Source organism: Azospirillum argentinense (assembly GCF_000632475.1).
Taxonomy (GTDB): Bacteria; Pseudomonadota; Alphaproteobacteria; order Azospirillales; family Azospirillaceae; genus Azospirillum; species Azospirillum baldaniorum.
In genome coordinates this window covers 755,396-773,437 of record NZ_CP007793.1, presented here as the reverse complement: position 1 = coordinate 773,437, position 18,042 = coordinate 755,396, and the positions used below count along the sequence as shown (strand labels likewise).

The window sequence follows — 18,042 nt, the reverse complement described above, 5'->3', positions numbered from 1 at the left end:
TTACTCGGCCCCTTCGGCAGCGGCGGCTTCGCGCTCACGCACGATGATCGTCAGGTTGGAGAACAGCTTCTCGACCCGCGCGCCGCGCCCACGGGCACGGGCGTGGAAACGCTTCATCACCAGGGCGCGGCCGACCGTCGCCGAGGAGACGTACAGGCGGTCCACATCGAGCTGATGGTTGTTCTCGGCGTTGGCGATCGCGGCCTGGAGGACCTTCTTCACCTCGCCGGCGATGCGGCGCTTGGAGAAGGTCAGCTCGGCCACGGCGCTGCTGGCATCCTTGTTCCGGATGAGCTGGGCGACGAGGTTCAGCTTGCGCGGGCTGGTGCGGATCATCGGATTGGAGGCGATGGCCTCGTTCTCCGCGATACGGCTGGGGTTGGAGGGCTTGCCCATGGCTTACTTCCTCTTCGCCTTCTTGTCCGCCGCGTGCCCGTAGAAGGTGCGCGTCGGAGCGAACTCACCGAACTTGTGGCCGATCATGTTCTCGGTCACCAGAACCGGCAGGAACTTGTGGCCATTGTACACGCCGAACGTGAGACCCACGAACTGCGGCAGGATCGTCGAGCGACGCGACCAGATCTTGATGATCTCGTTGCGGCCCGAGGCCCGCGACTTGTCCGCCTTCTTGAGCAGGTAGCCGTCGACGAACGGGCCCTTCCAAACGGAGCGTGCCATCGTCCGCCCTCCTTACTTCGAATGACGGCGGCGCAGGATCAGGCCATCCGTCTTCTTGTTGTGACGAGTCTTCTTGCCCTTGGTCGGCTTGCCCCACGGCGTGACCGGATGACGGCCACCCGAGGTGCGGCCTTCACCACCACCGTGCGGGTGGTCGATCGGGTTCATGGCGACACCACGGACGGACGGACGGATACCCAGCCAACGGCTGCGACCGGCCTTGCCCTTGTTGGTGTTCATGTTGTCCGGGTTCGACACGGCGCCCAGGGTGGCCATGCAGTCGCCACGGACCACACGAAGCTCGCCCGAGGGCAGCTTCAGCTGGGCGTAGCCACCGTCGCGACCGACCAGCTGCAGGTAGGTGCCAGCCGAACGGGCCAGCTGACCACCCTTGCCGGGCTTCAGCTCGACGTTGTGCAGTACCGAACCGACCGGGATGTTCTTCAGCGGCATGGCGTTGCCGGGCTTCACATCCACCTTCTCGCCGGCGATCACCGTGTCGCCCACCTTCAGGCGCTGCGGCGCCAGAATGTAGGACATGGTGCCGTCCTCATACTTGATGAGGGCGATGAAGGCCGTGCGGTTCGGATCGTACTCCAGGCGCTCGACGGTCGCCGGGACGTTGAACTTGCGGCGCTTGAAGTCCACCAGACGGTAGACGCGCTTGTGACCGCCACCCATCCGGCGCGCGGTGATGCGGCCGGTGTTGTTGCGGCCGCCGGACTTGGTCAGGCCCTCGGTGAGGGTCTTGACCGGCTTGCCCTTCCACAGCTCCGAGCGGTCGACGATGACCAGCTGGCGGAGCGACGGCGTAATTGGGCGATATTGCTTCAGAGCCATCGGATCACACTCCCGCTCAGATGCCCGTGGTCACGTCGATCTTGTTCCCCTCGGCGAGGGTCACGACGGCCTTCTTGAAGTCCGAGCGACGGCCGATGGTGCCGCGGAAGCGCTTGGTCTTGCCCTTGGTAACCAGGGTGTTGACCGCCGTCACCTTCACGTTGAACAGCCCCTCGACCGCCGACTTGATCTCCGGCTTGGTCGCCGACAGCGGCACGCGGAACGTCACCTGATTGTGCTCCGACGCCATCGTCGACTTCTCGGTGATCACCGGAGCCAGGATGAGGTCGTACATCCGCTCCTGGCTCACCGCAGGTTTCGACTGCTTGCTCATTTCAGGCGAGCCTCCAGCTGCTCGACCGCGTTGCGGGTCAGGACCAGCGTATCGCGGCGAAGAATGTCGTAGACGTTGGCGCCCTGCTCCGGCAGCACGTCGATCAGCGGGATGTTGCGCGAGGCCCGAGCGAAGTTCTCGTTCAGGTTGGCGCCATCGATGATCAGAGCCGAGGTCAGGCCGAGCGAGGCGAGACGGACAGCCAGTTCCTTGGTCTTGTGGCTCTCGGCCGAAGCGGCGTCGAGGACCAGGAGCTTGCCTTCCGCGGCCTTGGTGGACAGCGCGGTCTTCAGGGCCAGCTTGCGGACCTTCTTGGTCAGGTCGTGCTCGTGCGAGCGGACGACCGGGCCGAAGATGGTCGCACCGCCACGGAACTGGGCGGAGCGCATGGAGCCCTGACGGGCGCGGCCGGTGCCCTTCTGGCGGTACGGCTTCTTGCCGGTGCCGGAGATCTCGCTGATCGTCTTGGTCTTGTGCGTACCGGCGCGGCGCTTGGCCAGCTGCCAGTTGACCATACGGGCGAGGATGTCCGTGCGGGACGGAAGGCCGAAGACCTCGTCAGCCAGCTCGATCTCGCCGACGGTCTCGTTGTTCAGGTTCTTAATGGTCGCCTTCATGGCCATCACTCCTGCGGCTCGGCGGCGGCTTCAGCGGCCGGCGCAGCCTTGATCCCGGCGGGGAACGGCAGACCTTCCGGAGCCTTCTTCTTCACCGCGTCGCGGATGCGGAGCCAAGCTCCCTCGGCGCCCGGAACGGCACCCTTGAGGAAGATCAGACCGCGGTCCTCATCGACCGACACGACCTTCAGGTTCAGAACCGTGACCTTCTCGTCGCCGAGATGACCGGCCATCTTCTTGTTCTTGAAGACCTTGCCGGGGTCCTGGCGGTTACCCGTCGAACCGTGCGAGCGGTGCGACACCGACACGCCGTGCGTCGCGCGCAGACCACCGAAGTTCCAGCGCTTCATCGGGCCGGCGAAGCCCTTACCGATGGAAGTGCCGGTGACGTCGACGAACTGGCCCGGGAGGAAATGCGCAGCCGAGAGCTCGGCGCCGACCTCGATCAGCGCGTCGGCATCGACGCGGAACTCGACCAGCTTGCGCTTGGGCTCGACGCGCGCCTTGGCGAAATGCCCGCGCTGCGGCTTCGTGACGTTCTTCACCTTGATGGCGCCTGCGCCGAGCTGGACGGCGGTGTAGCCATCCTTGTCCTCGGTGCGGACGGCGACGACCTGGCAGCTGTCGACTTTCAGCACAGTCACCGGCACGTGCTGCCCGTCGTCCGTGAAGACGCGGGTCATGCCGACTTTCTGCGCGATCAAACCGGATCGCATTGTTCTTTATCTCCTGACCAGGGACATCCTCAGAGGGAGAGGTCCCTCAACAGCAACGAATTAGAGCTTGATCTCGACGTCCACACCGGCAGCGAGGTCGAGCTTCATCAGCGCGTCCACCGTCTGCGGCGTCGGATCGACGATGTCGAGCAGACGCTTGTGGGTGCGGATTTCGAACTGCTCGCGCGACTTCTTGTCGACGTGCGGCGAGCGGTTCACCGTAAACTTCTCGATCTGCGTCGGCAGCGGGATCGGGCCCCGCACCCGAGCACCGGTCCGCTTGGCGGTGTTGACGATCTCGCTGGTCGACTGGTCGAGCACGCGATGATCGAACGCCTTCAAGCGGATGCGGATGTTCTGGCTGTCCATGTCCAAACGTCCCTTGCACCTCGTTTCGGTGACGCGACTGCGTCACCGGCACCCCAAAATCTGTCCCCCGGGGACCCGCGGCGGCAGGCGAACCTGCGCCGGCTCACCGAAGCGGTGGGCGGCGGTTCGTCTGTCCGATCTGACGGCCGATACGAAAAAGAACATCCCCCGCATCGCAATGCGGATGGATGTTCCTGGCAGCAACCGGTGCAAGTGGAGCTTGCGGTGCCGTTCGTGATCGGGCTGCGTCTAGGCCGGACGTGCCTACTACCAACCCAAATTCCAGAGGGCGTAACGTGTATGCCCTAGGCGCCCCGGTGTCAACCCACATTTTCCCCCTTGTGACAGGAGGATGACGGGATCGGACCGGTTCGGCGCGTCACGCCGCATTTTCGCGGATCGGCTATGCAAAAGGGGGGCCGACCCGCGGGTCGGCCCCCCTTCGCAAAAGACCAACTTACTTGATGATCGAGGCGACGACGCCGGCGCCGACCGTACGGCCACCCTCGCGGATGGCGAAGCGCAGGCCCTCGTCCATGGCGATCGGAGCGATCAGCTCGACTTCCATGGAGATGTTGTCGCCCGGCATCACCATCTCGGTGCCTTCCGGCAGCTTCACCATGCCCGTCACGTCGGTCGTGCGGAAGTAGAACTGCGGACGGTAGTTGGTGAAGAACGGCGTGTGACGGCCACCCTCTTCCTTCGTCAGGATGTAGGCCTCGGCCTTGAAGGTGGTGTGCGGCGTGATGCTGCCCGGCTTGGCCAGAACCTGGCCGCGCTCGACGTCCTCACGCTTCGTGCCGCGCAGCAGCGCGCCGATGTTGTCGCCGGCCTCACCCGAGTCGAGCAGCTTGCGGAACATCTCCACGCCGGTCACGGTGGTCTTGACCGTGGCCTTCAGACCGACGATCTCGACTTCCTCGCCGACCTTGACGATGCCGCGCTCGACGCGGCCGGTCACCACGGTGCCGCGGCCCGAGATCGAGAACACGTCCTCGATCGGCATCAGGAACGGACGGTCCTTCGGACGCTCCGGCTGCGGGATGTACTGGTCGACCTCGGCCATCAGCTTGAGGATCGCGTCACGGCCGATCTCCGGCGAACGGTCCTCCAGCGCGCACAGCGCCGAGCCCTTGACGATCGGAATGTCGTCGCCCGGGAACTGGTAGGAGGACAGCAGCTCGCGCACCTCCATCTCGACCAGCTCGAGCAGCTCCGGATCGTCGACCATGTCGACCTTGTTCATGAACACCACCAGCGCCGGCACGCCGACCTGGCGGGCCAGCAGGATGTGCTCGCGGGTCTGCGGCATCGGGCCGTCGGCGGCCGACACGACCAGGATCGCGCCGTCCATCTGCGCGGCGCCCGTGATCATGTTCTTCACGTAGTCGGCGTGGCCCGGGCAATCGACGTGGGCGTAGTGGCGGTTGGTCGTCTCGTACTCGACGTGCGCCGTCGAGATCGTGATGCCGCGCGCCTTCTCTTCCGGCGCCTTGTCGATCTGGTCGTAGGCGGTGAAGGTCGCGCCGCCGCTCTCGGCCAGCACCTTCGTGATCGCCGCCGTCAGCGACGTCTTGCCGTGGTCGACGTGGCCGATCGTGCCGATGTTGCAGTGCGGCTTGTTCCGCTCGAACTTTGCCTTCGCCATGGTGTGTGCTCTCCGTCTCTTTGTCGTTCCAGCGGTTTCAGGCCATCCTGGCGCGGATGGTCTCCGCAATGGTCTGCGGCACCGGCTCGTGGTGGTCGAACTGCATCGTGTACTGCGCGCGCCCCTGACTCATCGAGCGCAGGGTGTTCACATAACCGAACATCGACGCCAGCGGAACCATCGCCAGGATCGAACGGGCGTTGCCCCGCTGGTCCATGGCGGTGATCTGTCCACGGCGGCTGTTCAGGTCCCCGATGATGTCGCCCATGTAGTCTTCGGGCGTCACCACCTCAACCCTCATGATCGGCTCCAGAAGCATCGGACCGGCCTTCTGCATGCCTTCGCGGAAGGCCGCGCGGGTCGCGATCTCGAAGGTCAGCACCGAGGAGTCGACGTCGTGGAAGGCGCCGTCGACCAGCGCCACCTTGAGGTCGATCACCGGGAAGCCGGCGACCACCCCGCTGTGCAGCGAGGCATCCAGCCCCTTCTGCACGCCGGGAATGAACTCCTTGGGCACGGCGCCGCCGACGACCTTGTTCTGGAAGACGAAGCCGCTGCCGGCGGGCTGCGGCTCGAAGACCAGCGTCACGCGGGCGAACTGGCCGGTGCCGCCGGTCTGCTTCTTGTGGGTGTAGTCGATCTCGGCGGTCCTGGTGATGGTCTCGCGGTACGCCACCTGGGGGGCGCCGACGTTCGCATCCACCTTGAACTCACGCTTCATGCGGTCGACGATGATTTCCAGATGCAGTTCGCCCATGCCCTTGATGATCGTCTGACCGCTTTCATGGTCGACGGCCACGCGGAAGGAGGGGTCCTCCTGGGCAAGGCGGGACAGCGCCATGCTCATCTTTTCCTGGTCGGCCTTGGACTTCGGCTCGACGGCCACCTCGATGACCGGTTCCGGAAACTCCATCCGTTCCAGGACGATGGGCTTGGCGGGATCGCACAGCGTGTCGCCGGTCGTCGTGCTCTTCAGCGCGGTGAAGGCGACGATGTCGCCGGCGTAGGCCTCGTCGATCTCCTCCCGGCTGTTGGCGTGCATCAGCAGCATGCGGCCGATGCGCTCCTTCTCGTCCTTGCCGGGGTTCAGCACGGCGGTGCCGGAGGCGACGGTGCCGGAATAGACGCGCACGAAGGTCAGCGACCCGACGAAGGGGTCGTTCATGATCTTGAAGGCGAGCGCCGAGAAGGGAGCGGCGTCGTCCGGTGCGCGCTCGTCCGTCTCGGGGCTGCCGACGCGGTGTCCCCGGACTGCCCCGATGTCCACGGGAGCCGGCAGATAGTCCACCACGGCGTCCAGCATCGGCTGGATGCCCTTGTTCTTGAACGCGGAGCCGCAGAGGACCGGCACGAAGCGCAGACCCACGGTGCCCTTGCGGATGCAGGCCCTGAGCGTGTCCTCGGACGGTTCCCGGCCGGACTCGAGATAGGCCTCCATGGCTGCGTCGTCGAGTTCCAGGACGGCGTCGAGCAGCGCCTGGCGGTGGCGCGCCGCTTCGTCCCTCAGGGCGTCCGGAATGTCGGTGTAATAGAATTCGGCGCCCAGCGTCTCTTCTTTCCAGACGATGGCGCGCATGGCGACCAGATCGACGACGCCGACAAAGCTGGCCTCGGACCCGATCGGAAGCTGGAGAACGAGCGGGAAAGCGCCCAGCCGTTCCTTCATCATGGCGACGCAGCGGAAGAAGTCCGCGCCGGTGCGATCCAGCTTGTTGACGAAACACATGCGGGGCACGCCGTACTTGTCGGCCTGCCGCCACACGGTCTCGGACTGAGGCTCCACCCCCGCAACGGAATCGAACACCGCAACGGCACCGTCGAGCACGCGCAGGCTGCGTTCGACTTCAATGGTGAAGTCGACGTGGCCCGGCGTGTCGATGATGTTGATGCGGTGGTCGCGCCAGAAGCAGGTCGTGGCCGCGGAGGTGATGGTGATGCCCCGTTCCTGTTCCTGCTCCATCCAATCCATCACCGCGGTGCCCTCGTGCACCTCGCCGATTTTGTACGACTTTCCAGTGTAGTACAAAATCCGCTCGGTGGTCGTGGTCTTACCGGCATCGATGTGAGCCATGATGCCGATGTTGCGGTAACGGTTCAGGGGATGGGAACGGGGCATGACAAGCACCTGGGCCGGTGGGTGCCTTACCAGCGGTAGTGCGAGAAGGCCTTGTTGGCTTCCGCCATACGATGGGTGTCTTCGCGCTTCTTCACGGCGGTGCCACGCTGGTTGGCGGCATCCAGCAGCTCACCCGACAGACGCTCGGTCATGGTGTTTTCCGAGCGGGCGCGGGCGGCGCCGATGAGCCAACGGATGGCCAGGGCCTGGGCGCGGTCCGTGCGGACCTCGACCGGAACCTGGTAGGTGGCGCCACCGACGCGACGCGAGCGCACTTCGAGGTGCGGCTTCACGTTCAGCAGGGCGTCGTGGAAGACCTGAACCGGCTCGTTCTTGGTCTTGGCCTCGATGCGGCTGAGGGCGCCGTAGACGATGCGCTCGGCGGCGGACTTCTTGCCGTCCAGCATCAGGCAGTTCATGAACTTGGTCAGGACGCGGTCGCCATACTTGGCGTCCGGCAGGACCTCACGCTTCTCGGCGCGACGACGACGGGACATCGTGAATACTCCTTACTTCGGACGCTTCGCGCCGTACTTCGAACGACGCTGCTTACGATCCTTCACGCCCTGGGTATCGAGCGTGCCGCGGATGATGTGGTAGCGAACGCCGGGAAGATCCTTCACACGGCCGCCGCGGATCATAACCACCGAGTGTTCCTGGAGGTTATGGCCTTCACCGGGGATGTAGGAGGTCACTTCGAAGCCGTTCGTCAGGCGAACGCGGGCGACCTTACGCAGAGCCGAGTTCGGCTTCTTCGGCGTGGTCGTGTAGACGCGGGTGCAGACGCCACGCTTCTGCGGGCACGCCTCCATCGCGGGAACCTTATTGCGCGCGGCCAAGGGCTCGCGCGGCTTACGGATCAACTGGTTGATCGTCGGCATATCTGCCCTTCATCCCTTCAGGTCACTCGGCCGGCGGAGCCGGACCGATTGGAAAATCGCCCGGCGGTACCGGACGATGCAAAAGCCCGCCTGCGAAGCCTGAGGGGCTTCGAGCGGGCCCAATGGTCGATCGCCGTCGGATCGGTTCGCAAGGAACCCGTCGTTCAGCTATGTCGCTTGGGTTCAGCCGGATGCCGGTCGGGATGGACGAAAGACCTTCCCGAGGCTCCTTTTGAAGTTCGCGGACTATATGGGTCTGCCAGGGACCCGTCAAGCGCGCAGATGACCGTTCGTCGTGCGCTTCGACGACGTTTCCGCGTCAGCCGGCGCGAGCGGATCGGCGGCGCCGCAACGCGTCCACACCCGCCGCCACCGCGGCGGCCCGCGCCTCGAGTATCGGGCGCATCCGGGCGAGGAGATCGGCCGTCACCACCTCCCCCGCTCCATCCGGCGAGCCGGCGTTGAAGGGCGGCTGCGGGTCGTATTCGATGGAGAGTTGGATGCGCTTCGCGGCGTCCGCGCCGAACAGCTCGCCGACGATCCGCAGCGCCACGTCGATTCCCGCGGTGACGCCGCCGCCGGTGAACAGCGTGCCGTCCACCACCACGCGCTTGGCCACCGGCACGGCACCGAAGGATGAAAGGAAGTCGCGGGAGGCCCAATGCGTGCCGGCCCGCCTCCCCTCCAGCAGCCCGGCGGCGGCGAGCACCAGGGAGCCGGTGCAGATCCCGGACAGATAGCGGGTGCCCGCCGCCCGTTCCGCCAGGAAGGTCAGCACCTCCTCGTCGGTCAGCAGCGCGTTGATTCCGCTGCCGCCGGGCACGAGAAGAAGGTCGAGCGGCGGAGCTTCGGCCAGGGTGGCCGTGGGGAGGATGGTCAGGCCGGTGTCGGAGCGCACCGGATCGAGCGTCTTCCACAGCAGATGGACCTTGGCGCCGGGCACGCGGGCCAGCACCTCGTAGGGGCCGGTGAGGTCGAGCTGCGTGACGTTGGGAAACAGCAGCAGGCCGAAGCTTGGCGCGTTCTCGGTCATGGCGAAGGCTCCGATGCGTGGGAGCGATGATGCTAACCCCACGTGCCGGAATGAGAAAGGGGCGCGTCCCCTGCGGAACGCGCCCCCTGCCCTACCCTATGCGCCGAAGCCTCAGGTTCCGAAACCTCAGGCCGCGGTGCTCTCGCCCGGGTGCGGCAGGGCCGGAGCCTCGCCGTCCTGGCCCTCGCCCTCCGCCAGGGCGCGATCCCGCTCGGCGGCGATCTGCTTCAGGCGGTTGACGACGGAGCCGGTGCCCGCCGGGATCAGGCGGCCGACGATGACGTTCTCTTTCAGGCCTTCCAGGTTGTCGGTCTTGCCCGACACCGCCGCCTCGGTGAGGACGCGGGTGGTTTCCTGGAACGACGCGGCGGAGATGAAGGACCGGGTCTGCAGCGACGCCTTGGTGATGCCCTGCAGGACCGGATGGCCGGCGGCCGGCTTCAGCCCCTCGGCGACGGTCTTCTCGTTCTCCTCGTCGAACTCCTGACGATCGACCTGCTCGCCCACCAGGAAGGTGGTCTCGCCGGCGTCGGTGATCTCGACCTTCTGCAGCATCTGGCGAACGATCACCTCGATGTGCTTGTCGTTGATCTTCACGCCCTGCAGTCGATAGACGTCCTGGATCTCGTTGATGAGGTAGTTGGCCAGAGCCTCCACGCCCATCACCGACAGGATGTCGTGCGGCACCGGGTTGCCGTCCATCAGCAAGTCGCCGCGCTGGACATAGTCACCCTCCTGCACGGAGATGTGCTTGCCCTTCGGGATCAGATACTCGCGCTCGTCCCCCGTCTCGTCGTTGCGGACGACGATGCGGCGCTTGGTCTTGTAGTCCTTGCCGAACTCCACGCGGCCGTCGAGGTCCGAGATGATCGCGAAGTCCTTCGGACGGCGCGCCTCGAACAGCTCGGCCACGCGCGGCAGACCGCCCGTGATGTCGCGGGTCTTGGACGACTCGCGCGGGATACGCGCCAGCACGTCGCCGGCCCGGACATGGGCGCCGTTTTCGACCGATAGAATGGCGTCCACCGACATGAAGTAGCGGGCCTCCAGACCGTTGGCCAGCGTGATGATCTCGCCCCGCTCGTCGCGCAGCGTGATGCGCGGCTTCAGATCCGCACCGCGCGGCTGCTGACGCCAGTCCACCACAACCTTGGACGAGATGCCGGTCGCCTCGTCCATCACCTCGCGCATGGAGATGCCTTCCACGAGGTCGACGTAGTGGGCGGTACCCTCGCGCTCGGTGATGATCGGCAGGGTGTAGGGGTCCCACTCGGCCAGCTTCTGGCCGCGCTCGACCTTCACGCCCTCGTCGGCCAGCAGCTTCGCACCGTACGGAACGCGGTGACGCGCCCGCTCGCGGCCCTGCTCGTCGAGCAGGATCACCTCGGTGCTGCGGCCCATGACCACCGGGATGTTGGAGGAGTTGATGACGACGTTGCGGTTGTGGATCCGCACCGTGGCATCGAACGCCGCCTCCACCTGACTCTGCTCAGCACCGCGCTGCGCGGCGCCACCGATGTGGAACGTGCGCATGGTGAGCTGCGTGCCCGGCTCGCCGATCGACTGGGCGGCGATGACGCCGACGGCCTCGCCGACGTTGACCAGCGTGCCGCGGGCCAGATCGCGGCCGTAGCACTTGGCGCAGACGCCGTCCTTGGTCTCGCAGGTCAGGACCGAACGGATCATGACGCTGTCGATGCCCGAGCGCTCGATGCGGTCCACCGTGGGCTCGTCGATCAGGCCGGCGTTCGGCACGATCAGCTCGCCGTTCAGCGGGTCGATCAGGTCGCCGACCACCGTCCGGCCGAGGATGCGGTCACCCAGCGGGGAGATGACCTCGCCGCCGTCGATCACCGCCTTGACGGTGATGCCCTTGTCGGTGCCGCAATCCGTCTCGACGATGATGGCGTCCTGGGCCACGTCGACGAGACGACGGGTCAGGTAACCGGAGTTCGCCGTCTTCAAGGCGGTGTCGGCCAGACCCTTGCGGGCGCCGTGGGTGGAGTTGAAGTACTCCAGCACGGTCAGGCCTTCCTTGAAGTTCGAGATGATCGGCGTCTCGATGATCTCGCCCGACGGCTTGGCCATCAGGCCGCGCATGCCCGCCAGCTGGCGGATCTGGGCGGCCGAGCCACGCGCGCCGGAGTGGGCCATCATGTAGACCGAGTTGACCGGCTTGCCCGGCTTGGTGTCGGAGATGACCTTCATCATCTCCGTCGCCACCTTCTCGGTGCATTCCGACCAGACGTCGACGACCTTGTTGTACTTCTCGCCCTGGGTGATCAGGCCGTCGAGATACTGCTGCTCGAACTCCTTCACCCGCTCCTTGCTGTCGTTGACCAGCTTCTTCTTCGCCTCGGGGATGACCATGTCATCCTTGCCGAAGGAGATGCCGGCGCGGCAGGCGTGGCCGAAGCCGAGCTTCATCAGGCGGTCGGCGAAGATCACCGTCTCCTTCTGACCGCAATGGCGGTAGACGGCGTCGATGACGTTGCCGACGTCCTTCTTGGTCAGCAGGCGGTTGATCAGCGAGAAGGGCACCGCCGGGTTGCGCGGCAGGATCTCGGACAGCAGCATGCGGCCCGGAGTCGTCTCCACGATGGAGATCTTCTCGTCGCCGTTCTCGTCCACGCCCTTGTAGCGGGCCTTCACCTTGGCGTGCAGCGTCACGACCTTGGCGTCCAGCGCCTGCTCGATCTCGCCGACGTTGGCGAAGGTCATGCCCTCGCCCTTCTCGCCCGGCCGGTCCATCGTGATGTAGTAGAGACCCAGCACGATGTCCTGCGACGGCACGATGATCGGCTTGCCGTTGGCGGGCGACAGGATGTTGTTGGTCGACATCATCAGGACGCGCGCTTCCAGCTGGGCCTCGAGGCTCAGCGGGACGTGCACGGCCATCTGGTCGCCGTCGAAGTCCGCGTTGAAGGCGGTGCAGACCAGCGGGTGGAGCTGGATCGCCTTGCCTTCGATCAGCGTCGGCTCGAAGGCCTGGATGCCCAGGCGGTGAAGCGTCGGCGCGCGGTTCAGCATCACCGGATGCTCGCGGATGACCTCCTCGAGGATGTCCCACACCTCGGGACGCTCCTTCTCGACCATCCTCTTGGCGGCCTTGATGGTCGAGGCGAGGCCGTACAGCTCCAGCTTCGCGTAGATGAAGGGCTTGAACAGCTCCAGCGCCATCTTCTTCGGCAGGCCGCACTGGTGCAGCTTCAGCTCCGGACCGACCACGATGACCGAACGGCCCGAGTAGTCGACGCGCTTGCCGAGGAGGTTCTGACGGAAGCGGCCCTGCTTGCCCTTCAGCATGTCGGACAGCGACTTCAGCGGACGCTTGTTGGCGCCGGTGATGACGCGGCCACGGCGGCCGTTGTCGAACAGCGCGTCGACGGCCTCCTGCAGCATGCGCTTCTCGTTGCGGACGATGATGTCCGGCGCCTTCAGCTCGATCAGCCGCTTCAGACGGTTGTTGCGGTTGATGACGCGGCGGTACAGGTCGTTCAGGTCGGACGTCGCGAAGCGGCCGCCGTCCAGCGGGACGAGCGGGCGCAGCTCCGGCGGGATCACCGGAATGACTTCCAGGATCATCCATTCCGGACGCGACTGCGACGACAGGAAGGCATCGATCAGCTTCAGCCGCTTCACGAGCTTCTTGCGCTTGGCCTCGGACGAGGTGTCCCGCAGCTCCTCGCGGCAGGTCTTCTTCTCCTCCTCCATGTCGAGCGCCGACAGCATGATGCGCAGCGCTTCGGCACCGATCGAGGCGGTGAAGGCGTCCTCGCCATACTCGTCCTGGGCGGAGACGAACTCCTCCTCGCTCAGAAGCTGGTGCAGCTTCAGCGGAGTCAGGCCCGGCTCGATGACGACGTAGTTTTCGAAATAGAGGATGCGCTCCAGATCCTTCAGCGTCATGTCGAGCAGCAGACCGATGCGGCTCGGCAGGGACTTCAGGAACCAGATGTGGGCGACCGGCGAGGCCAGCTCGATGTGGCCCATGCGCTCGCGCCGGACCTTCGACAGCGTCACCTCGACGCCGCACTTCTCGCAGATGATGCCACGGTACTTCATGCGCTTGTACTTGCCGCACAAGCACTCGTAGTCCTTGATCGGGCCGAAGATGCGGGCGCAGAACAGGCCGTCGCGCTCAGGCTTGAAAGTGCGATAGTTGATGGTTTCCGGCTTCTTGATCTCGCCGAACGACCAGGACCGGATGCGCTCGGGGCTCGCGATCTGGATGCGGATCTGATCGAAGCTCTGGGGACCCTGGACTTGGCCGAAAATGTTCATCAACTCGTTCATGACCGTCTCCCGCTGGCAGCGCCGCGTTGTCGGTTAAGGGCAGTTCCCGCCGGAAGGGGCCAACATGGCCCCTCCTCCGGCGGGTTCAAGTCTCTTGGGCTCAGTACGACCGCTGGTTCAGCTCGACGTTCAGGCCCAGGGAGCGCAGCTCCTTGACCAGAACGTTGAAGGACTCAGGGATGCCCGCCTCGAAGTTGTCGTCGCCGCGGACGATCGCCTCGTAGACCTTGGTGCGGCCGGACACGTCGTCAGACTTGACCGTGAGCATTTCCTGCAGCGTGTAGGCGGCGCCGTAGGCTTCGAGGGCCCACACTTCCATCTCACCGAAGCGCTGTCCGCCGAACTGGGCCTTACCGCCGAGCGGCTGCTGGGTGACCAGCGAGTAGGGACCGATCGAGCGCGCGTGGATCTTGTCGTCCACGAGGTGGTGCAGCTTCAGCATGTAGATGTAGCCGACGGTCACCTTACGGTCGAAGGCCTCGCCAGTGCGCCCGTCGATCAGGGTGACTTGACCGGAACGGTCCAGACCCGCCTTCTCCAGCTGCTGGCAGATGTCCTCCTCGCGCGCGCCGTCGAAGACCGGCGTGGCGAAGGGAACGCCCTTGCGCAGGTTGCCGCCCAGTTCCAGCAGCTCGCCTTCGGTCATGTCGGCGATCTGGTCGTCGTAGACCTTCTCGCCGTAGGCCTCCTTCAGCGTGATGCGCAGCCCGTCCATGGTCTGGGCGGCGTCGCCGCGGCCCTTCATGGCGAGGCGGTACTGGTCGATGGCGCGGCCGATCTGCTTGCCGAGGCCGGCCGACGCCCAGCCCAGGTGTGTCTCCAGAATCTGACCGATGTTCATGCGCGACGGCACGCCCAGCGGGTTCAGCACCAGATCGACCGGCTGGCCGTCCTCCAGGTACGGCATGTCCTCCTGCGGCAGGATGCGGGAGACCACACCCTTGTTGCCGTGGCGGCCGGCCATCTTGTCGCCCGGCTGCAGCTTGCGCTTCACCGCGACGAAGACCTTGACCATCTTCATCACGCCCGGCGGCAGCTCGTCGCCGCGCTGCAGCTTCTCGACCTTGTTCTCGAAGCGGTTCTGCAGCGCCTGGATCGAGTCGTCGAAGACCTTGCCCAGGCTCTCCACCGTCTCCATCACCTGCTCGTCGGCGATGGAGATCTGGCGCCACTGGCCCTTGGTCAGGTTCGCCAGCTCGGCGTCGGTCAGCACCGTGCCGGCCCGCATGCCCTTCGGGCCGGACTGCGCGGTCTGGCCGAGGATGACCTCCTTCAGGCGGGTGTAGAAGCTGCGCTCCAGGATCGCGCGCTCGTCGTCGCGGTCCTTGGCCAGCTTCTCGATCTCGGCCCGCTCGATGGCCAGGGCGCGCTCGTCCTTGTCGACGCCGCGGCGGCTGAACACGCGGACCTCGACGATCGTCCCGGCGACGCCCGGCGGCAGGCGCAGCGAGGTGTCGCGGACGTCGGACGCCTTCTCGCCGAAGATGGCGCGCAGCAGCTTCTCTTCCGGCGTCATCGGGCTTTCGCCCTTCGGCGTCACCTTGCCGACCAGGATGTCGCCCGGACGGACCTCGGCGCCGATGTAGACGATGCCGGCCTCGTCGAGGTTCTTGAGGGCTTCCTCACCGACGTTCGGAATGTCGCGGGTGATTTCCTCCTGGCCCAGCTTCGTGTCGCGGGCCATGACCTCGAACTCCTCGATGTGGATCGAGGTGAAGACGTCGTCCTTGACGATGCGCTCGTTGATGAGGATCGAGTCCTCGAAGTTGTAGCCGTTCCACGGCATGAAGGCGACGAGCACGTTGCGGCCCAGCGCCAGCTCGCCCAGCTCCGTCGAGGGACCGTCGGCGATGATGTCGCCGGCCGCCACGCGGTCGCCCACCTTCACCAGCGGACGCTGGGTGATGCAGGTGTTCTGGTTGGAACGCTGGAACTTCAGCAGGTTGTAGATGTCCACGCCCGGCGCCGTGGCGTCGGACGAGTCGGTCGCCCGGACCACGATGCGGGTCGCGTCGATCTGGTCGACGATGCCCTTGCGCTTCGCGACGATGGTCACGCCGCTGTCACGGGCGACCGTGGCCTCCATGCCCGTGCCGACCAGCGGCGCGTCGGCCTTGACCAGCGGCACCGCCTGACGCTGCATGTTCGAGCCCATCAGCGCGCGGTTCGCGTCGTCGTTCTCGAGGAACGGGATCAGCGCCGCGGCGACGGAGACAAGCTGCTTCGGCGACACGTCGATCAGATCGATGGCCTCCGGGCGGAACATCAGGTATTCGCCGCCCTGCCGGCACGACACGAGGTCGGCGGCGAAGCGGTTGTTCGCGTCCAGCTCGGCGTTGGCCTGGGCGACGACGTAGCGGCCCTCCTCCATGGCGGAGAGGTAGACCACCTCGTCTGTGACGATGCTGTCGCGCACCTTGCGGTACGGGCTCTCGATGAAGCCGTACTGGTTCACGCGGGCGTAGGTCGCCAGCGAGTTGATCAGGCCGATGTTCGGACCTTCGGGCGTCTCAATCGGGCAGATGCGGCCGTAGTGCGTCGGGTGCACGTCGCGCACCTCGAAGCCGGCGCGCTCGCGGGTCAGACCGCCCGGGCCGAGAGCCGAGAGGCGACGCTTGTGCGTGATCTCGGACAGCGGGTTGGTCTGGTCCATGAACTGCGAGAGCTGCGACGAGCCGAAGAACTCGCGCACCGCCGCCGCCGCCGGCTTGGCGTTGATCAGGTCGTGCGGCATGACCGTGTCGATCTCGACCGAGCTCATGCGCTCGCGGATCGCACGCTCCATGCGCAGCAGACCGACGCGGTACTGGTTCTCCATCAGCTCACCGACCGAGCGGACGCGGCGGTTGCCGAGATGGTCGATGTCGTCGATCTCGCCTCGGCCGTCCTTCAGGTTCACCAGGACCTTGAGGATCGACATGATGTCCTGCTTGCGCAGGACGCGGACGCTGTCCTCGGTCTGGAAGTTCAGGCGCGCGTTCATCTTGACGCGGCCCACCGCCGACAGGTCGTAGCGCTCGCTGTCGAAGAACAGGCCGGCGAACAGCGCCTCGGCCGACTCCAGGGTCGGCGGCTCGCCCGGACGCATGACGCGGTAGATGTCGATCAGCGCGTCCTCACGGGACGCGTTGCGGTCGGCGGCCATCGTGTTGCGGATGTAGGCGCCGACGTTGAGGTGGTCGATCGCCAGCACCGGCAGCTCGTCGACGCCGGCCTTCTCCAGCTTGTCGAGGTCGCTCGCCGACAGTTCGTCACCGGCTTCGAACAGGACTTCGCCGGTCCGCTCGTTGATGATGTCGACGGCAAGATAGCGGCCGGTCAGCTCCTCGGTGGAGACGAGCTGCTCGGTGAGGCCGCCCTCGACCAGCTTCTTGATCAGGCGCGGCGTCATCTTGGTGCCGGCCTCGGCGACGACTTGGCCGGAGGTCGCGTCCACGAGGTCGGAGGCGACCTTCACGCCCTTCATGCGGTCGGCATTGAAGGGGGTCTTCCAGCCGCCCGACGCGCGGGTGTAGGTGATCGTCTCGTAGAAGAAATTGAGGATCTCTTCCTTCGACATGCCCTGCGCCTCGTAGGGCAGCAGATCCTTCTTCTGGGCCTTCCGCTCGGCGCGCAGCGCCTCGGTGTCCGCGCCGTCCAGGGCGAACAGCAGCGTGGTGGCCGGCAGCTTGCGGCGGCGGTCGATGCGCACGTAGACGAGGTCCTTGGCGTCGAACTCGAAGTCCAGCCAGGAGCCGCGGTACGGGATCACGCGGGCGGCGAAGAGATACTTGCCCGACGAATGGGTCTTGCCCTTGTCATGGTCGAAGAAGACGCCCGGGCTGCGGTGCATCTGCGAGACGATGACGCGCTCGGTGCCGTTGATGATGAAGGTGCCGTTGGCCGTCATCAGGGGCATGTCGCCCATGTAGACGTCCTGCTCCTTGATGTCGCGGATCGAGCGCAGGCCCGTGTCCTCTTCCACGTCGAAGACGGAGAGGCGCAGGGTCACCTTCAGCGGGGCGGCGAAGGTCATGCCGCGCTGCTGGCACTCCTCGACGTCATACTTCGGCTGCTCAAGCTCGTACTTCACGAAGTCGAGGACGGCGCGGTCGGAGAAATCCTTGATCGGGAACACCGACCGGAACACCTCCTGCAGACCCAGGTTGGCCCGCTTCTCCGGCGGGACGTCCATTTGCAGGAAGTGGTCGTAGGAGCTGCGCTGCACCTCGATGAGGTTGGGCATCTGGGTGACTTCCGGGATGCGCCCGAAGCTCTTCCGAACACGCTTTCGACCCGTAAAGGATTTGGCCATGGATGTCCCCAAACGTCAGAATCGTGAGTACGCTCGACCAGAAGCACGCGAACCAGGGTGCTCGCCGCGACGCGGCGATGATCGCGCGGCCCGCCCCTTATGCAGGGACGGAAAGAGCCGGACCGAGAAACCCGGTCCGGTGGAAGGCAGAAAACGCCGTGCGGCGGCAGGCCCCCTCGGGGACCAGCCGCCGTCCGGCGTGGATATGTCTTATCCGTCG

14 protein-coding genes are annotated in these 18,042 nt (G+C 65.8%); all 14 read right to left on the bottom strand.

Annotated features, from left to right (window positions below; translation table 11 throughout):
- The 14 genes from rplV to rpoB all read right to left on the bottom strand — a co-directional run bounded on the left by rplV (position 1) and on the right by rpoB (position 17,822).
- On the bottom strand, positions 1-396 hold the full coding sequence (rplV, locus tag ABAZ39_RS03595; RefSeq protein WP_035675046.1) for a 50S ribosomal protein L22: 396 nt from the start codon (positions 394-396) through the stop codon (positions 1-3).
- Between the two features lie 3 nt (positions 397-399).
- Positions 400-678, bottom strand: a complete 279-nt coding sequence (gene rpsS, locus ABAZ39_RS03590; protein WP_014241034.1) for a 30S ribosomal protein S19 — start codon at positions 676-678, stop codon at positions 400-402.
- A 12-nt stretch (positions 679-690) separates the two neighbouring features.
- Positions 691-1,518: a 50S ribosomal protein L2 gene (rplB, locus tag ABAZ39_RS03585; RefSeq protein ID WP_014241035.1), complete on the bottom strand. Its 828-nt coding sequence runs from the start codon at positions 1,516-1,518 to the stop codon at positions 691-693.
- A gap of 16 nt (positions 1,519-1,534) precedes the next feature.
- Positions 1,535-1,852, bottom strand: coding sequence for a 50S ribosomal protein L23 (locus ABAZ39_RS03580; RefSeq protein ID WP_035675048.1), 318 nt, complete (start codon positions 1,850-1,852; stop codon positions 1,535-1,537).
- Positions 1,849-2,469: a 50S ribosomal protein L4 gene (gene rplD, locus ABAZ39_RS03575; protein ID WP_038530645.1), complete on the bottom strand. Its 621-nt coding sequence runs from the start codon at positions 2,467-2,469 to the stop codon at positions 1,849-1,851. Before rplD ends, ABAZ39_RS03580 begins: the two co-directional genes overlap by 4 nt.
- A 5-nt stretch (positions 2,470-2,474) precedes the next feature.
- Positions 2,475-3,185: a 50S ribosomal protein L3 gene (gene rplC / locus ABAZ39_RS03570; protein ID WP_035675049.1), complete on the bottom strand. Its 711-nt coding sequence runs from the start codon at positions 3,183-3,185 to the stop codon at positions 2,475-2,477.
- 60 nt (positions 3,186-3,245) lie between these two features.
- A complete protein-coding gene (rpsJ, locus tag ABAZ39_RS03565; protein ID WP_014241039.1) occupies positions 3,246-3,554 on the bottom strand; it encodes a 30S ribosomal protein S10 in 309 nt (102 codons plus the stop codon).
- Positions 3,555-4,011: 457 nt separating this feature from the next.
- A complete protein-coding gene (gene tuf, locus ABAZ39_RS03560) occupies positions 4,012-5,202 on the bottom strand; it encodes an elongation factor Tu (RefSeq protein ID WP_035675071.1) in 1,191 nt (396 codons plus the stop codon).
- A gap of 37 nt (positions 5,203-5,239) precedes the next feature.
- Entirely contained in the window at positions 5,240-7,318 is a 2,079-nt protein-coding gene (fusA, locus tag ABAZ39_RS03555; RefSeq protein WP_038526800.1) for an elongation factor G, read from the bottom strand.
- 26 nt (positions 7,319-7,344) lie between these two features.
- Positions 7,345-7,815, bottom strand: coding sequence for a 30S ribosomal protein S7 (gene rpsG, locus ABAZ39_RS03550; RefSeq protein WP_014241043.1), 471 nt, complete (start codon positions 7,813-7,815; stop codon positions 7,345-7,347).
- A gap of 12 nt (positions 7,816-7,827) precedes the next feature.
- Positions 7,828-8,199: a 30S ribosomal protein S12 gene (gene rpsL, locus ABAZ39_RS03545; protein WP_012973201.1), complete on the bottom strand. Its 372-nt coding sequence runs from the start codon at positions 8,197-8,199 to the stop codon at positions 7,828-7,830.
- A 319-nt stretch (positions 8,200-8,518) separates the two neighbouring features.
- Positions 8,519-9,232 carry a DJ-1/PfpI family protein gene (locus ABAZ39_RS03540; RefSeq protein WP_038526795.1) on the bottom strand — a complete coding sequence of 238 codons (714 nt, stop codon included), beginning with the start codon at positions 9,230-9,232 and terminating at the stop codon, positions 8,519-8,521.
- A gap of 126 nt (positions 9,233-9,358) precedes the next feature.
- Positions 9,359-13,528 (bottom strand): DNA-directed RNA polymerase subunit beta', encoded by a 4,170-nt coding sequence (gene rpoC / locus ABAZ39_RS03535; protein WP_038526792.1) that lies wholly within the window; start codon positions 13,526-13,528, stop codon positions 9,359-9,361.
- A gap of 100 nt (positions 13,529-13,628) precedes the next feature.
- Positions 13,629-17,822, bottom strand: a complete 4,194-nt coding sequence (rpoB, locus tag ABAZ39_RS03530) for a DNA-directed RNA polymerase subunit beta (protein WP_038526789.1) — start codon at positions 17,820-17,822, stop codon at positions 13,629-13,631.
- Positions 17,823-18,042 lie beyond the last annotated feature (220 nt).

Bases quoted from the DNA above. Each gene is read 5' to 3' on its own strand.
- rplV (WP_035675046.1), bottom strand. From the start codon at position 396: ATGGGCAAGCCCTCCAACCCCAGCCGTATCGCGGAGAACGAGGCCATC.
- rpsS (WP_014241034.1), bottom strand. From the start codon at position 678: ATGGCACGCTCCGTTTGGAAGGGCCCGTTCGTCGACGGCTACCTGCTC.
- rplB (WP_014241035.1), bottom strand. From the start codon at position 1,518: ATGGCTCTGAAGCAATATCGCCCAATTACGCCGTCGCTCCGCCAGCTG.
- ABAZ39_RS03580 (WP_035675048.1), bottom strand. From the start codon at position 1,852: ATGAGCAAGCAGTCGAAACCTGCGGTGAGCCAGGAGCGGATGTACGAC.
- rplD (WP_038530645.1), bottom strand. From the start codon at position 2,469: ATGAAGGCGACCATTAAGAACCTGAACAACGAGACCGTCGGCGAGATC.
- rplC (WP_035675049.1), bottom strand. From the start codon at position 3,185: ATGCGATCCGGTTTGATCGCGCAGAAAGTCGGCATGACCCGCGTCTTC.
- rpsJ (WP_014241039.1), bottom strand. From the start codon at position 3,554: ATGGACAGCCAGAACATCCGCATCCGCTTGAAGGCGTTCGATCATCGC.
- tuf (WP_035675071.1), bottom strand. From the start codon at position 5,202: ATGGCGAAGGCAAAGTTCGAGCGGAACAAGCCGCACTGCAACATCGGC.
- fusA (WP_038526800.1), bottom strand. From the start codon at position 7,318: ATGCCCCGTTCCCATCCCCTGAACCGTTACCGCAACATCGGCATCATG.
- rpsG (WP_014241043.1), bottom strand. From the start codon at position 7,815: ATGTCCCGTCGTCGTCGCGCCGAGAAGCGTGAGGTCCTGCCGGACGCC.
- rpsL (WP_012973201.1), bottom strand. From the start codon at position 8,199: ATGCCGACGATCAACCAGTTGATCCGTAAGCCGCGCGAGCCCTTGGCC.
- ABAZ39_RS03540 (WP_038526795.1), bottom strand. From the start codon at position 9,232: ATGACCGAGAACGCGCCAAGCTTCGGCCTGCTGCTGTTTCCCAACGTC.
- rpoC (WP_038526792.1), bottom strand. From the start codon at position 13,528: ATGAACGAGTTGATGAACATTTTCGGCCAAGTCCAGGGTCCCCAGAGC.
- rpoB (WP_038526789.1), bottom strand. From the start codon at position 17,822: ATGGCCAAATCCTTTACGGGTCGAAAGCGTGTTCGGAAGAGCTTCGGG.